Origin of the sequence: Vibrio neptunius (assembly GCA_019339365.1) — a bacterium.
Classification (GTDB): Bacteria; Pseudomonadota; Gammaproteobacteria; order Enterobacterales; family Vibrionaceae; genus Vibrio; species Vibrio neptunius.
Genome location: CP079859.1, coordinates 2005057 through 2021607 on the forward strand (window position 1 = coordinate 2005057; position 16551 = coordinate 2021607).

A 16551-nucleotide genomic window follows, 5' to 3' on the forward strand; every position below is an offset into this window, starting at 1 on the left:
CCGAGCATCCGTTTCATCTCTATCTTATCTGTTATTTTCGTGTCTGAATCATGAGAAACCCAACTGCTGCATGAAAATAACTGTTACTATGCTTGCGTCATTGATTAAACAGGATTCCTGATGGAAAAAGTCGCCATTTTCGTTGATGTCCAGAACATCTACTACACAACACGAGAAAAGTACCGCGCAAACTTCGACTACAATGAGTTTTGGTACGTTGCGACGGAAGGTCGAGACGTCACTGAAGCTCACGCGTATGCGATTGCTTCACATGATCCCAAACAAAGACAGTTTCATCATATCCTTCGTGGTATTGGCTTTAACGTTAAACTGAAGCCATTTATTCAACGGCAAGATGGCAGTGCCAAAGGGGATTGGGATGTGGGTATTGCTTTGGATGTGTATGAAGCTGCCAGCAAGGTTGACCGAGTCATTCTGTTATCTGGAGATGGCGACTTTGACGTACTAGTCAAACGTGTCCAAGAAAGGTTTGGAACCAAAGTGGATGTGTATGGTGTACCGGGCCTTAGCGCACAGTCGCTAATCGACGTGTGCGATAAGTTCATTCCGATTGAAGAGGAGTTATTGCTCAGACGAACCTGAGTTTGCGCTTTCTTCATTTTCTGCTTGTGCAGCGGTTTGCTGTTCTTTTTCTTCAGCTTCAAGCTTTGCTCTTTCCGCCTTAGAAATGTAGCGAGGCTTGTTGCTTTTATGTAGCTTAGCGTTTTGCTTTTTCTGCTTCGCTTTTAGGATCTGGTTAATTTTCTTCTTACGGTTCATCGTTGTCGCCCAGTATTCAAAGGGGGCGCGCATAGTAACAGACTTTGTACCACACTTCACCTTAACAAGATTATCTGCCGTTTGATGAAAGAGATCTGACGTTAGTACGGTCTGGTTAAATCATTGAACAATCGATTTGTTTCTTGCTCAGTGAGTAAGTCGTATCAGGGGAAGACTATGTGGATAAAGAAAAAACATCGCTGGGCGGTATCTGAAAACGAGGCAACACCAGAGTCGGTGTATAAAGAGCGACGAGACATTTTAAAAAAACTAGGTATTGCTGTCGTCGGTGTGCCGTTGGCGGCGAACTCTCAGGCGGGTGTTTTGGATCTGTTCTCATCAAAAGAGGAGCCTGTTCAAGACCGCCGTATTGATTTATCTGCCTCAAAGCCCGATAAATACCAAACTGATCTTTCATTAACACCTCAAGACAAAGTACTGAAGTACAATAACTTTTATGAGTTTGGAACAGGGAAGTCTGATCCTGCGGAGAAATCAGGTAGCTTTGTTTCCGACCCTTGGAGTGTCAAAGTGGATGGGTTAGTCGGTAATCCGATAACGTTGAACTATGAAGACATCTTCAACAAGTTCACACTCGAAGAGCGCATCTATCGCCTAAGGTGCGTAGAAGCATGGTCAATGAATATACCTTGGATTGGCTTTCCGTTGTCTGACATCATCAAAATGGCCAATCCGAAGAGTGAAGCGAAATACGTTGCTTTTGAAACCCTTTACGACCCTGAGCAGTTCCCCGGACAAAACTCTTGGGGCGGTAGTATCGATTACCCCTATGTTGAAGGCCTGAGACTAGATGAAGCGATGAACCCGTTAACGCTTATCTCAGTAGGTTTGTATGGCAAAACCTTAGCTCCCAAAATGGCGCACCTTTGCGCTTAGTTGTGCCATGGAAATATGGCTTCAAGAGTATTAAATCTATTGTGCGTATTCGTTTGACCGATCAAGAGCCACCAACCACTTGGAATAGACTCGCACCCCATGAATACGGTTTTTATGCCAACGTGAACCCACAGGTCGATCATCCGCGATGGAGTCAGGCTAGCGAACGTTTTATTGGCGAAGGTAACTTATTTAGCAGCCGCAGACAGCCTACATTGATGTTCAATGGCTATGAAGAAGAAGTCGCACATCTCTACAAGAATATGGACTTAAGGAAGTTCTATTGATGCGGTTGTCTCCGAAGGTGATTACATGGCTGAAGGTAGTTATCCATAGTGTGTCTTTGAGTTTCTTGCTGCTGTTGGTGATCAAGGCTCTCGGGGGTGATTTAGGTGGAGACCCGGTACAGGGAATCATCCACTACACGGGTATCAGTGCGCTCAATACGTTGATTGCTTCTTTATTGGTCTCGCCATTAGCGAAATGGACCAAGCAAGGGGCGTTAGTCAGAGTCAGACGATTGGTTGGGCTATATAGCTTTTTCTGGGCGGTATTACATTTAGTCGCCTATGCGACGCTGGATCTGGGTTTGGACTGGAGTTTGCTGGCTTCGGAGCTCACAAAGCGTCCTTACCTCACCGTAGGTGGAGCTGTGTGGCTGATATTGTTGTCGCTGTCTGTAACATCGACCAAAGCGATGCAGCGTAGACTGGGAGCAAAATGGCAAAAGCTACATAATTGGGTTTATTTAGCCTTGCTGCTTGCACCGATACATTTCTACTGGTCGGTAAAGTCTGAGGTCACTGAACCAACAATCTATATTCTGATAGCCCTTGTGTTACTTGGTATTCGTTGGAAAACTCTTAAACAACGAATACTTCGCTAATCGTGTCAGGGAAGTGTTGAAAAGCTAGCAAACCAAACGGTTTGCTGGCCTTTTTACTAGTCCGAGATAATGGCGTAGCCGCGGTATCTGTCGACATCAATTGTATTCATCGCTTTGATCATGCTGGTGGCATCAACCCAATGCCATAGATAGTCTGCGTTGTTAGGATCTAAAATGAGAAATGAATCCGAACCTCCATCATAAGCAGCCACTGGCGCGTAATGCCCCCTCCTTTTTGCTCGACGCCTTTTCGAGCGTAGTTTACCACCAGATAATGTTCTGGCTGATTCAGTGCCGTGACCATATTGGTCTTAATTGTGTCGATATCGTCAATGTTTTGTAGCTCGTAGCTGACAACTTTAGCTCCATTGGATTTAACCAGATCGACAAATTGAGAAAGCTGCAACCCATAGTCGTTAAACTGGCTGCCTTTCGCGGGCTTGCCTAGAATTTCAATTCTGGATTTCGGTGAGTGGATTAACACGGTGTTTTGAGTATAACGGTGAAATAGGGGAGACCAGCTGACATAGGATTTATCTGAATGTTCGACATTGCCACCGCCATTTGGCAGGTAGCCGGATTCCAACGTTGAGAACTGACTTGAGTCAAATGGAATTTGCTCTGGTGTCCTATCAACACGCAGTGCATTAAGTACCATCGCGGCCGATGCGACACCGCAAAACATTTTGTTTTCTTGCGGTTGGTAGTAAACCGAAAGGCGAGTAAAGTCTGTTTTGTTCTCTGACGACATCAAACGTGCAAAAGAGTCTGGATTGTCCCAATAGACAATAGTTGCCGCCAAAGCCTTGATACTCCAGCCAATAATCAATGTTGCCAGAGACAATTTTATAGCGTGTTTCATAGGGTAGTATTCCGATGAGGGTTATTGGGAAAAATAAATAAGAACGGTGCGATCTCGTGCACCGTTCGTCGTCTCTTTATGATTAAAATGTGTATTTTAGACCAACCGAAATGGTTGAGTTTTGGTTATCCAGACCGGCCCCGTTGGCTACGAAACTAGATACGCCAGTACTATTGTTAACAATGGTGGTATCCGCCTTCGCTTCAGAATATTTGGTATAAACATATTCGGCATATAGCTTCATGCTTGGCGTAAACTTGTAGCCGTAATTGAGTGATAACGATAGAAAGTCTGAATTAAAATCACTTTGCTCGTAGAAGGTCAGATTACGCATATTGTGGTGATCGACATCTCTCGCATCTACCCATGGACTCCATTTGAGTTGTACTCCGAAGTCTGATTTATCTAGCGTATATTCTCCCGTTAATCCTAGATATAGCACGCTGAATTCTTGTTTGTAGTCTATGCCCACTACGTTAGGGAACGAACCAACATTCGCCCCATTGTTGTAGGAATACGTGCCACCGATACCATCCCATTGAAAAAGATTATATTGGTAGCCTGCTAGAGCACCGACCTTATAGTTGTTTTGGCTAAGTAACCAGTAGATTGCATTGATGTCTATCTCATGAGCATCTCGTAGCTTAGTATCTGGACTTATAGAAATGTCTGTTGGTGACGACTGATTAGCATTGAGCCAATCGCGATCTTCCATATGAGCATCGCCATCGTCGGTCAATACAGACCAGAAGCTACCTGTTAGCGTCCACTTGTCATTGACGTCCCAAGCGGCCCCTAACTTGATGATCGGGACATTATGAATCTCCCAGTCAAGCTGACTTAGCTTTCTACCTGTACTGCTGCTGTAAACCAGTTCCGTTGATGAGCCATTTAAGACGCCAAAAGATCCTTCTAGCGTGACATTATTCGCATCGTCGGCTGCCATAACACTTGGGGCAAAAGCGAGTGGAATAAGCATCAAAGTTAACTGTTTCATGAATTTTTCCGTACTCTGATATGGCAATAAATTTGCCAAATAATTTAAGGTTGATGAATTTCGCCAGATTATTATTGTTACTAATCAATAGGGAATTTCGACGGAAGTATAGAAATAGGACGCAAAAAAAATATCAGGTGTTTACCTGATATTGAGGCAGTGAAAAGCGAAGCTCTGATTTGTGTTGCATCAACTTTCTTTGTCTCAGAGTTGATTGGCTTTGAATAGCAATGATAAAGATTAAAGAGTGAGGAATCCTAAACTAATGAAATTATTAGTTTTATTTGCCTATCTGTGTAATAAAGTCGCCTGTTCTTGAAAGTCAGTTTTATGCGTGAAGGCAATAGTGACTTTGTAAATCGAATGGAGGTATTCCTAAAGGTCTTGGGTCCAAGCTGCTGTTAAAAAATAATGTTATGTTTACATGATCGCAAAGTGAGGTTGATTGATTATGCAACAGACAACTCTGCAATTGATTGTGCTTTGTTTAAGCATGGTTCTCTTCTGAATTTCGATGACCATTTTGCAACGAAAAACTATTATCATTGTATTTAATTAACTGTTAACACTAAAAGTTCTAATAATTTAAAGTATTTTAAAATAAATTATAAATTTTTGATTGTTTTTTATTAATGTGAAGTTTAAATAAATTAGGTCTATTTTTAAACTTCTTATAGTGATGATTGTCCTTAATCCCTACTTATCCCATTTTATTGGAAAAATATTCTGTTACTAGGATCGTAGATGATAATTAAATATGATTTTTAATAATATTATAAATAATTTTTTTCAAGTGCATCAGTTGATACTGTTAGTGTTTTTACTAAGCATCGTGGTTGGCCTATCAGGCTGTGGTGATACCTGGGAACTAGCAAAAAACGAAGTTGATGATCGAAGATCTGACTATAAGGGTGTCGATACTATAAACATCGTTGATAGTGGCCCTGTGGGTCGCATCCCCGACGGTGTGAATGCACCAACACTTTATTATCAATTTACTCGAACATCATTACCACTCAACTCTGCTCCTCATCTTCAAAGGTTTAATCAAGAGTTGTCAGGGAGGCCTTTTCAAATAGAGGTATACCTTCAGGATGGAGATCTTAAGCTGCAAGATGTCACCATAGAGTGTTATGTAATGTCGTCTCACAAGACTGCAATGGAGAGCCTTGCTATACGATCAACTCTGAAGGTCGGTTGATTGCTGGGGCCAAGGACAAATTTAGTGCTCAAGCTGAGTACGATGGATTGTTCAGTCCAGTGATTTTGTTTGATATGCCAAGAAAGTTGGAAATGTGTGGAGCAGTAGGTAATACCGATAAGATCAATGATACACAAGAATGCTTACGCATTGTCATGGGCAGTTCTGGGCAAGCATATGGAAAATGGTTTACCAAACCACCTAGGATGAGCGTGATGCGCTACATGTGGTATTCGTCTGATAACACAATGTATTATAACTCAGGCTATACGCACGTGGGTTTTACGATCGATGGCGTAAGAGATTTAGGTTCCAATCAATTTGCCCTGATGAGAAATGACGGAGGTGACCAGAATGCAAAGGACTCTGGCCACGCTATCAAGCTGGATGAATCTGGGCAGCATGCTCGCTATTGTGCGGATTTAGCAGAGATAAACTTTAATGGAAGAAGCAACTGGCGAAAGCCCAAAGTTGAAGAACTGACCGAATTGATCTCCATGTCTATCGGTTCAACGTATGGTTGGCCAGTGTACAATTTTTATTCGTCTGATATGGCATATATTCAGCCGAAATCTAAGGGTGGGCTTCATTTCATTAGTGTCGATGCTCAGACAGGACAGAAGTTCATCTTGCTACCCGAGCAGCGTGTTTACGCAACCTGTGTTTCAGAACCATAAAAAATGGGGTGCAAAGAGTCACCCCAAAAGCATACAGCTAATCACATCTAATTCTCCAAACTAGCCAAAGTCTGGAAAGGAAGCGACGACAAACGACGAAAAGTGAGCTATTGCCGTCACCCCATCAAAGTAAGTTACATTCGCATACAGCCATAGATAACTTATTAACTATTATTTATTCTTACAAATAATATTTGATCGATTAAATAATGATTAATTCGTAATTTATGATTATTGTTCTTGTTAGGTTTATAAAATGGCAAAGGGTTTTTTCTCTACTCTTTTTGCTAAGCGATTAATGCCACTCTTATTTATTATTACTGGAATAGAAGATATGACTAATTGCAGTGCAGGAAGCAAAAAAAAATGGCTTGATGAGAATGTATTTGAATCCGCGAAAAAAAGAGTTTCTTATATTTTTGATAACTTTAATCATTTCTATGTTTCTTTTTCTGGAGGAAAAGACTCTGGTGTATTGCTTAACTTAGTTATCGAAGAAGGGGAGCGAAGAGGGCGTCTGCCCATTGACGTTTTAATAGTTGATTTTGAAGCTCAGTATATGGAAACGGAACGGTATATCAAACGCCTAATTGACACTAAGAAAATTCATCCATATTGGGTTTGTTTGCCGATCAGTTTGCGTAATTCGGTTTCTCAGTTTCAACCTAAATGGTTATGTTGGGATCCTGAAAGCAAACAACGTTGGATAAGAGAACTTCCCGATTCAGAGGGCGTCGTGAGTGACGGGCAAGCGTGGTCATTTTTCTATTCTGGTATGGAGTTTGAAGATTTTGTATTTGAGTTTGCCCACTGGTATCAGCGATGTAAGTCAGAGCAAATCGCAGTACTGATAGGCCTCAGAGCCGATGAGTCACTCAATCGCTATAGTACCGTAAAGAATCGCAAAAAAGGGAATTACCAAAATCATTTATGGACAACAAAAATGCAGCAAGATGTCTTCATGGCTTACCCTATTTACGATTGGAAAGTGTCGGATGTTTGGGTGGCCAACGGGCGTTTTGGCTGGGACTACAACCATATTTACGATTCAATGCAAAAAGCCGGCGTTCCACTTTCTCAACAGCGACTATGCCAGCCTTTTGGCGATGAACAAAGAAAGGGCCTGTGGTTATATCAAAAGCTTGAGCCAGAAACTTGGCTCAAGTTACTTTCAAGAGTTGAAGGCTGTAACTTTGGAGCTCGTTATACCAAAGAACAGGGTAGGATTCTCGGCTACTATCGTTTTGAGCTACCAGAGGGGTTTACCTACCGTACTTACAGTAAGTACCTACTGAAAACAATGCCTCCCCACTTGGAGAAGCACTATCGTGAGAGAATATTCAAGTTTTTGTGGTGGTGGCGAAAACACGGTCCGAAAAAAGGGATTCGATGTATTCCTGATTTAGCAGACAGTAAACTTGAATCAAAAAAACAAGTTCCGAGTTGGAGGAGGATATGTAAAGTGTTGATAAAAAATGACTATTGGTGCCGAGGGTTGTCTTTTGGTTACAATCGAACTATTGATACGACACATCGCAATATGAATGCACGCGATACAATTTAGGGAGGCAGACTAACATGACCCCTGAAACTAACTCCTTGTTCAAGCAGGTTAGCCGTTTAAATCAACAACTCGATAATATCGAAACCTGGGTTGAGTTATACAATAGTATGACATCTTGTCTGTTTAAAACCATTCCAGCGCTTCCTCCTGTTTGTAATGTTCGACTATTGCCTGTCAATCTTATCGAGTCCAATAGTTATAACCCCAATAAAATGGCCCGACCAGAAGGCAAACTTCTAAAACAATCGATTGTAATAGATGGGTTAACGATGCCAATCATCGTTAACCAGTTAGGGCAAGCTGAGAGCTATATTTTGATCGATGGTTTTCACCGTTTTGAACTACTGAAATCTCATCCTGAACTTCAACCTATCCCAGGTTATATACCGTGTGTTGTTTTTCATAAATCCATAGAAAACAGTATGTCGACGTCAGTAAGGCACAACATTGCTAGAGGGGTCCATCAGGTTGAGCTTACCTCTAGTTTGGTGATTACGCTACGCCAACTTGAATGGAGTAACGAACGAATTTGTAAAGAGCTTGGAATGGATAATGATGAAGTCCTGAGAATGCAGCAAGTCAGTGGCTTAGCGGCTGAATTCAAAGATCAGAAATTTTCAAAATCATGGGAATGACATCGACGAAATGTCTCAAGTTTCTACATTTTTCAATCTATTGTTGCACTGAATATTCTGCTAAAGAAATCAAGAAATATCTTTTGTAAATCGTTGTGTCTGTCTGCGTACAATTAAGTGTGTATGCTGCTAGCTCGAGAGTCTATTTCGCATCTAAGATCAGGCAGGACGGCTGCGGAACATTTTGTTATCAAGGTAGGCGCTACGATACTGTCTAGCCATGGTAGGAGGTTGACAAATTTTATTTCCCTGTTGATAAAAAGTTTGTCCTTTTTAATCATACGCCTATATCACTCTCAAATGAGTTATTAATCACATGAGGTATTTCAAGTAACGTACTTTTCAACCCAAGCTGGAGGAATGTTTTATTTAATTAACAATAGCTTAATTGTTTAAATGAGCTGCCAACATTCTTTTGATTGAAAACGAATGGCATCAGCCTCTTTCAGGATAGCTTGAATTTTGGGTCAAACTACCGAACCGATCAATTATTAATTTAATAATTAATTAACAAGTAATTATTTTTTTTAACACAGGTCCTGACGCTAGAGTTACACCTCTGGCGTTTTTATTTTTCAAGACGACCAGAATAAAACTTAGGACATCTGGACAAATACAGGAAGGTAAAATTATGGATTGTGTTGAAAGTAATACTCAAAGTAAAAAGAAGCCATCGGTATTCGGGGAGCCTGTATCATTGCGTGTGTTTGTGTAGGAGCTGGGATGTTAGGCTTACCAGCTGCGGGTGCTGGTGCATGGACTGTGTGGTCTTTTATTGTGCTGAGCCTAACGATGCTGATTATGTCTGCAAGTGGCTGTTTACTTTTGGAAGTACTCAAAGATTATCCTTACAGAGCGTCTTTTTCTTCGGTAACCAAAGATTTATTAGGTAAGCGCATTAGTGTTTTCAATAATGTGATGATTTACTTTGTTGGAGGCATTCTGCTTTACGCGTATATTACTTCATCTGGTTTGATTATACATGATTATACGGGAATCGAACCAAACTTGGCTTCCATATTGTTTGTCGCCTTGTTCTCTGTCCTTGTTTGGCACTCGACGAAAATGGTTGACCGAGTTTCTGTCATACTTATGTTGTTTATGGTGTGCAGTTTCGTGTTTTCTATTACTGGTCTCGTCAAAAATATTGATGGTCATACTTTAGTTAGCCAGGCACAATTCGCTCAAGGTCAATATGTTTTTGCTTTATTACCTATCGCGTTGGCTTCATTTGGATACCATCATACGGTATCGAGCATGCGAGATTACTATATGGAAGAGCATAAAGCTCAGAAAGCGATTGTGGGTGGAACCTTTATCGCGCTTTGTATTTACTTGATTTGGCTTATTAGCGTTTACGGCAATCTCTCCAGAGCCAATTTTCCTGAGATTATTGCTCAAGGCGGGGACATCAACGTTTTACTTCAACACTTAAAGACGTCACTGTCTACTGAAGCTCTGCATCAGGTTATTAGTGCATTCTCAGCGGCTGCTATTTTATCGAGCTTTATCGGCGTCGGGCTAGGTGTCTTTGATTTTTTGGCAGACGTTTTTCAGTTTGAAGATAGCAACAAGGGGCGAACCAAAACTTGGGCAGTCACATTTCTTCCTCCACTGATTTTCTCGTTAGTTTTTCCATTTGGTTTCTTAGTCGCAATCGGGTATGCCGCGGCCGCCGCCGCTGTTTGGGCGTGTATTATTCCAGCGATACTCGTCAAAAAAGTGAGATTAAGAACCTCGATGTTGAGTGAAAAACCGAATACATACCGAGTTTCCGGGGGGACTGGGTGTTGATTTGTGTTTTCCTGTTTGGCGTGCTGATCATTTCTATTCAAATCATTTCCTTTTTTGGCTGGTTGCCAACTTATGGCAGGTAGCACCCGTCTCACAATTGAACTATGTTCAAAATAAATTCGTTGAGCTCACTTTTGTTGGGGTAATCTATATAGCTATAGGCTAAAATTACTCCATCTTAAACTCATAACTCGGGTTAACTAGTCGATGAGCTCTTTGCAATCCTTATTTATTGTTGAAGACGACATAAAGCTTCGCTCAATGCTAGAAGAATACTTCGTTAAACAAGATTTTGAAGTGACAACGTTCGAAGACGGTAGTAGCGCCGTTGAGGCAGTTGTCCAACATCAGCCTGATCTGTTGTTACTTGATCTGATGTTGCCCGGAATGGATGGCCTGACAATTTGTAGACAGATTCGAGCCAAGTATTCCGGTAAAGTCCTAATGCTGACGGCAAGTGATGATGATTTTGACCATGTTGCGGCACTTGAAATTGGTGCCGACGATTTCGTCAGCAAACCGATAAAACCACGTGTATTACTCGCACGTATGAGAATGCTGTTAAGACGAAACTCTCTTAGTGAAACATCTACTGAAATTGATTCAAAACCATTGAGTACACTGACATACGGTCAGCTCAGTCTCAATCAGGCACGTAAAATCTGTGTTCTTGACGGAACTCAGGTCAGCATGTCTGACAGCGACTTTGATTTGCTTTGGATACTGGCTAGTGCCCCAGATGAAGTGTTGTCTCGTGACTTTCTAACCCAGACGTTGAGAGGTATCGAATACGATGGTTTGGACCGTACCATAGACAACAAAGTGGTCAGTCTCAGAAAAAAACTGGGTGACAACTCAGCGACACCCAAACGCATCATCACTGTTAGAGGGAAAGGGTATTTGTTTGTACCAGATAGTTGGTGAAAATCTTTGAGGATGATGTATGCGCCGAATCTACATTGAGGCATTTTTTGGTTTGTTGGTGTTGTTCACGCTGAGTCTGGTAGCGTATGAAATCATTATTTATCAACTTAATACAGACTATGACTATGTTCTAGAAGACTTAGAAGGTGCTGCATTTAGGGATGTCTTAATGACAATCTCTGACCATCAGGGCAAAGAGAGTGCTTTGATAGTTTTGAACGAGTTTATTGCCAATACGGCGAAAACGTTGACGGCTTTTCCAAGCTCTGACGTACCACAGGAAGTAAAGAACTATTTCACTAATGACCGTGTTCATCCATTCACATTTTATGACGATGAGCGCGATTTCTGGTTCATGTTGTCATCTCCCGATATTATTTATCGCGTCCAACCTGATGTGAAATCGGCGCTGCGTAAAGCCATAGAGTTTGATGATGATATTCTCTGGGGTTTTATTCTCGGTGGGTTCTTTATTTACAGCTCAGGACTTATTTGGTTCTTAAGCAGGCGGGTCCGTATTCTTGAAGAAGTTACCATGAAATTCGCGAAAGGTGATTTTAACTCAAGAGCGCCGACGGGTAGCAGGCATCGTGTCGGTTCCCTCAATGACAGTTTCAATTACATGGCAGATAAGATATCCGACCTTATAACCAGCAACCGCTCGTTAACAAACTCTATCGCCCATGACTTACGAACGCCTGTTTTCCGCATTCAGTGGCAGGCTGAAATGCTCCAAGATGAGAGTCTAACTCAACAGCAGCATGATAAAATAGCCAGTATTATCGAAGATACGGAAGAGATGGAACAAATGGTCGATGAACTTCTCTACTTTGCTAAGGTAGAGCGTCCAGATTCAGTGCTGCATATTGAAGCTATTGAACTCCGTCCGTTTATGCTCGGCCTGACTAATAAAGTGCCTGATGCCAAAGTAAATGTGGTGTCGTTAGAGATTGAAGACAACTTGTTTCTAGAGGCAGACGCCTCTCTGCTAAAGCGGGCGGTTAATAACCTACTTTCGAATGCGTTACGTTATGCGGATCAGAAAGTCCAGCTCTCTGCGAAGCTGGAGAATGAAACCATCCTACTTACCGTTGAAGATGATGGCCCAGGAATTCCAACGGACCACTGGAACTATATTTTTGACCCCTTCTACAGCGCAGATCCATCAAGAAGTAAAGCTAATACTGGCTATGGATTAGGGCTAGCGATCGTCAAACTGATCGTTGAACGACACGGCGGGCGCGCAAAAGTTGGGGCTAGTTTACTCGGTGGCGCTAAATTTACTCTACAAATTCCACGTTTGTCAGAGGGGCCTGACAAACCGTGACAAAGGAGTGACAAAGTAAAGATATTGTCAGCGAGAATCGTTTTGTACAGTGTTCATAACAAGTTAACACAAGGACAAAACAATGAAAAAGCTAACGATTCTAGTCTCAACTATAGTCGCGGCAACGGCAGCCCAAGCTGCTGGTGATACATATATTCGAAACGGCAACATCTATACCAAAGAAAATAGCTGGATTGCTGAACTTGGCGGCGCTGGAGTGAGCGATCTGTACAAGGATCAGAAGCATAATGCGACAATTCTTGGAAACTTTGGTTACCAAGGTGAAGATTTCAATGCTAGCCTGCAAGGACTCAACTACCGATTCCTTGGCAATACTGGTGATATGTTCAACATGAGCGGCTATTTGGGCACCTCTGGGTTGATGTATGATCATGACACTTCAGACTTCCTGAAAGGTATGGATAAGCGAAAAGCGAGTCTTGACCTTGGTATCAACGCTGACTTCCACTTATCTCAAGGCACAATTTCTACTTATGCTCAGCATGATGTTACTAATACTTATGATGGCTACTTAGCTGGTGTGACTTACTTTTTGCCAATGACTGTCGGTAGTATGGACTTAGTCCCATTTGCTGGTTTGACTTATCAAAGCAAAGATTATGTCGACTACTACTTTGGTGTGAAAAACAAAGAAGCGACCCAATCTCGCAAGGCATATGAAGGAAGCGGTGATGTTTCTTACAACTTAGGTTACAAGCTTATCCTACCGATTAATGACAGTTGGGAGCTGACACAAACCACGGCTTACACTCGCCTTGGCGACAACATTGCGGATTCTCCAATTGTAGATAGCGCCAACCAGTGGGCTGTCGGTGCTACTGTGGCATATCGTTTCTGATCTTAGTGAGTATCTATAAAGGCCTGACGGAATGTCAGGCTGACCTACTCTGTTTTTAATCGATGCTTCTCAGTATTAGTGAATTTATGTCTGTAAACTATTTCCATTTCCTTAAATCCCTCCCTGGCGTTGCTGAGAGTGTGTACCCAGAAATTCGTGGGTTAAAAAAACTTCGTTATAACGGTCGTTTTTGTTTGTGGTCAATGTTTAAACCCAATGTGCTTAAACAAATGCAGCAGTTGTTTGAACAGCCTGAATTTCGTCCGATCAAAGAGACCAACCCGAGGATGTTTGAAAAGCCTTTAAAGCCATTTGTTTGTCTAAAGTGGCGCCCTAATCAAAGGGCGGCAAAAATCTATGAGCATTTTCAGACGCTGCACCTAATGTATGGAAGTGCATTCCTCGACTTTTATTCTGAAGAGGGGTGGTGTTTGATGGAGGTAAATAATTGCAGATTAATGCTGTGTGCGGGTCCCGAAAGGGAGGGCTCTTTGGCGTTAAAATTGGTCGATGAAAACAAACATGACCTATTCACTCTAGCCTTTAATATTTCGTCTTCACCAAAACGTGAGATTCATATCGGAGCCTTGCAAGGTCCTGGAGACCACATTACCTATCGTAGTGAAATTATTAAGGACTTGACGAAAGGAATGTATGGGTTGCGTCCAAAAGCGCTTATGCTTGAAGTGCTTTTGATACTAGCACGGGAATGGGGTGTTGAATCGGTGTACGGCATTACAAATAAAGGCCATGTATATCAAGCATTGAGATATATAGGCTCTAAGCGTTCCAGTATCACGTACAACTATTCTGAATTATGGGCAGAATATGGTGGAGTAGAGGTCTCAAAGTACTTGTATCAGCTACCTTTGTGCCCTGCCCGTAAGGATCCAAGCACACTGAAGAAAGCTAAGCGACGCTTATATACTAAACGCTATGCATGGCTTGAAGAAACCCAAGTAGCAATTCAGGAACGTCTTGGTAGGTTAGTGTGCTGATTAGAGAAATAGCGTACAAGGCCAAGTGAATATCGGGCTCACTAATAACTGATATTAGTTTCAGTCAGGCATCGAAATTTCAATGATTTAAGAATTATTTACATATAACTTACTCTTCTGATTTAGCTTCCGACCCTATGTTTGGTATTAGCGGCTATATGCAACTTAGTCGCTTCAATAACTAAAACATAAACAGAAGGTAAATCTTATGCCAAATCGATTAGAATCTTGTAAAGCGCAGTTTGTAAAGAGCATTGACCAACGTATGGATTACATGCCTGAACCCTATCGAATCCGAGTGGTAGAGCCTGTACGTAAAACAACGCGCCACGAACGAGAAGAAGCATTAAAAAGAGTTGGCTACAACCCCTTTTTACTGGATAGCGACTACGTATTTATTGATCTCCTCACTGATAGTGGGACTGGCTCTGTCACCCAAAACATGCAGGCAGCAACACTGAAAGGTGATGAAGCATACAGCGGAAGCCGAAGCTATTTTGTGTTAAAGGAAGCAGTAGCGGATATTTTTGGATATCGACATACAATTCCAACTCACCAAGGACGGGGCTCTGAGCAGCTTTATGTGCCTGCATTAATAAACAAACGTGAGCGAGATAAAGGTTTAGAGCGGCAGCATATGGCTGCGATCTCAAACTATTTCTTCGATACCACTCAAGGTCATACCCAACGACATGGCTGTAGAGTGGTCAATGTTCCGACGGAACAAGCGTTTGATACATCGGTAGAAGCGGATTTTAAAGGCAACTTTGATATTGAAAAACTCGTTTTTTCTATAGAGGAAATTGGTGCCAAAAATGTGCCCTACATTGTGAGCACTATTACCTGTAACTCCGCGGGCGGGCAGCCCGTCTCTGTCGCAAACCTAAAAGCCGTGTATGAGATTGCAAAAAGTTATGACATACCTGTTGTGATTGACTGTGCAAGGTTCGCAGAGAATGCCTACTTTGTAAAACAGCGTGAACCAAAATTCAAAGATTGGACAATCGAGGAGATCACGCGTGAATCGTTTCAATACGCGGACATCTTGTCAATGTCGGCAAAGAAAGACGCTATGGTTCCAATGGGCGGTTTGTTGGGCTTTAAAGACGATAGGCTGTCCGATGTTTTCCAAGAATGTCGGACGTTATGCGTCCTACAAGAAGGATTTCCGACATATGGCGGTCTTGAAGGCGGAGCAATGGAGCGCTTGGCTGTGGGTCTCTATGACGGTATGCGTGAAGAATGGCTGGCGTCTCGATTACAGCAAATTCGTTATTTGGTTGATGGACTGGAAAGTCTGGGGATTGAGTGCCAACAAGCTGGGGGACATGCTGCTTTTATTAATGCGAGTAAGATCCTACCTCATATTCCGTCGGATCAATTCCCCGGACATGTTTTAGCGTGTGAGCTATTCAAGATCGCAGGAATACGTGGTGCTGAAATTGGTTCGCTACTGCTGGGTAGAGACCCAGAAACTGGAGAGCAATTACCTTGTCCAACGGAACTACTGCGGCTTGCTGTACCGAGGGCGACATATACTCAAGCACATCTCGATTATGTGATTGATGCCTTCAAAGAAGTGAAAGAGAGAGCGCCGAGTATGACCGGTCTGAAGTTTACCTATGAGCCTCCTGTTTTGAGGCACTTTAACGCAGAGTTCGAGCCAGTATAAAACGAGAAAAGCCGACAACGAGTCGGCTTTTTTATTTTTTATGTTACTGGATGAGCATGTCACGCTTATTTGTGGCCTTAATGATTAACATGTTAACAATGAGGGCGATAATGTCTGCGTAAGGGATCATACTGGCTCCCAGTTGGCTGTCCAAAATAGTTCCTCCAATAAACCCTCGAAATGCGTTAGCCAAGTTAAAAGCAGAGATATTTGCAGTTGCATTGCTGGAATATTGGCGAAAGAAGCGATGCCGAAAATGAAACTTGCAACAACGAACAGCCATTGATTCTCTGATACCAGACCAACAACGATAAGTGATAGAACCATGGCAACAGACCAAAATAGTGATGCCTTTGCTAAGTCCTTATCTGATCAGCGCCCGCCAAGATGGTTGCCGATAATCAGGCTAAAACCGACGATACTTGCAATGGCATTCTTTAATTCGTAATAAATGTATCTCCGTAATGAAGTCAATAAG

Annotated in this window: 12 protein-coding genes and 4 pseudogenes; 12 read left to right on the forward strand and 4 right to left on the reverse strand. The window is 42.2% G+C overall.

Annotation, left to right across the window (positions count from 1 at the left end):
* The first annotated feature begins 120 nt into the window (after positions 1–120).
* The gene (locus tag KW548_09560) at positions 121–603 is read left to right on the forward strand and encodes an NYN domain-containing protein (GenBank protein ID QXX05495.1); all 483 of its coding nucleotides are present in this window, start codon (positions 121–123) and stop codon (positions 601–603) included.
* Here the strand turns inward: KW548_09560 and KW548_09565 are convergent.
* Positions 583–780: a DUF2986 domain-containing protein gene (locus KW548_09565; GenBank protein QXX08026.1), complete on the reverse strand. Its 198-nt coding sequence runs from the start codon at positions 778–780 to the stop codon at positions 583–585. The two genes, KW548_09560 and KW548_09565, sit on opposite strands and share 21 nt — an antisense overlap.
* A gap of 177 nt (positions 781–957) precedes the next feature.
* On the opposite strand from KW548_09565, the pseudogene msrP reads away from it, so the two are divergent.
* Together msrP and msrQ are read left to right on the forward strand one after the other, a co-directional pair.
* A pseudogene (gene msrP, locus KW548_09570) lies at positions 958–1964 on the forward strand (protein-methionine-sulfoxide reductase catalytic subunit MsrP).
* Complete coding sequence (gene msrQ, locus KW548_09575; GenBank protein ID QXX05496.1) at positions 1964–2563, forward strand: protein-methionine-sulfoxide reductase heme-binding subunit MsrQ; 600 nt, start codon at positions 1964–1966, stop codon at positions 2561–2563. Before msrP ends, msrQ begins: the two are co-directional and overlap by 1 nt.
* Before the next feature lie 56 nt (positions 2564–2619).
* On the opposite strand, the pseudogene KW548_09580 reads toward msrQ, so the two are convergent.
* Both KW548_09580 and KW548_09585 read right to left on the reverse strand, forming a co-directional pair.
* Positions 2620–3425: pseudogene (locus KW548_09580) on the reverse strand (phytochelatin synthase family protein).
* An 82-nt stretch (positions 3426–3507) separates the two neighbouring features.
* A complete protein-coding gene (locus KW548_09585) occupies positions 3508–4422 on the reverse strand; it encodes an omptin family outer membrane protease (protein QXX05497.1) in 915 nt (304 codons plus the stop codon).
* Positions 4423–5550: 1128 nt separating this feature from the next.
* Between KW548_09585 and KW548_09590 the strand changes: the two genes are divergently transcribed.
* The 9 genes and pseudogenes from KW548_09590 to tnaA all read left to right on the forward strand — a co-directional run bounded on the left by KW548_09590 (position 5551) and on the right by tnaA (position 16073).
* Positions 5551–6300 (forward strand): DUF1566 domain-containing protein, encoded by a 750-nt coding sequence (locus KW548_09590; protein QXX05498.1) that lies wholly within the window; start codon positions 5551–5553, stop codon positions 6298–6300.
* A gap of 334 nt (positions 6301–6634) precedes the next feature.
* The gene (locus tag KW548_09595; GenBank protein QXX05499.1) at positions 6635–7864 is read left to right on the forward strand and encodes a DUF3440 domain-containing protein; all 1230 of its coding nucleotides are present in this window, start codon (positions 6635–6637) and stop codon (positions 7862–7864) included.
* A 14-nt stretch (positions 7865–7878) separates the two neighbouring features.
* Positions 7879–8499, forward strand: a complete 621-nt coding sequence (locus KW548_09600; GenBank protein ID QXX05500.1) for a ParB N-terminal domain-containing protein — start codon at positions 7879–7881, stop codon at positions 8497–8499.
* A gap of 631 nt (positions 8500–9130) precedes the next feature.
* Positions 9131–10376, forward strand: a pseudogene (locus KW548_09605) (aromatic amino acid transporter).
* A 124-nt stretch (positions 10377–10500) separates the two neighbouring features.
* Complete coding sequence (locus KW548_09610; GenBank protein QXX05501.1) at positions 10501–11217, forward strand: response regulator; 717 nt, start codon at positions 10501–10503, stop codon at positions 11215–11217.
* Positions 11218–11236: 19 nt separating this feature from the next.
* Positions 11237–12544, forward strand: a complete 1308-nt coding sequence (locus KW548_09615) for a HAMP domain-containing protein (protein ID QXX05502.1) — start codon at positions 11237–11239, stop codon at positions 12542–12544.
* 82 nt (positions 12545–12626) lie between these two features.
* Entirely contained in the window at positions 12627–13403 is a 777-nt protein-coding gene (locus tag KW548_09620; GenBank protein QXX05503.1) for a MipA/OmpV family protein, read from the forward strand.
* An 86-nt stretch (positions 13404–13489) separates the two neighbouring features.
* Positions 13490–14401 (forward strand): VirK/YbjX family protein, encoded by a 912-nt coding sequence (locus KW548_09625; protein ID QXX05504.1) that lies wholly within the window; start codon positions 13490–13492, stop codon positions 14399–14401.
* 265 nt (positions 14402–14666) lie between these two features.
* Positions 14667–16073 carry a tryptophanase gene (gene tnaA / locus KW548_09630; protein ID QXX08027.1) on the forward strand — a complete coding sequence of 469 codons (1407 nt, stop codon included), beginning with the start codon at positions 14667–14669 and terminating at the stop codon, positions 16071–16073.
* Between the two features lie 43 nt (positions 16074–16116).
* Here tnaA and KW548_09635 read toward each other — a convergent pair.
* A pseudogene (locus KW548_09635) lies at positions 16117–16493 on the reverse strand (MFS transporter).
* Positions 16494–16551: the final 58 nt, after the last annotated feature.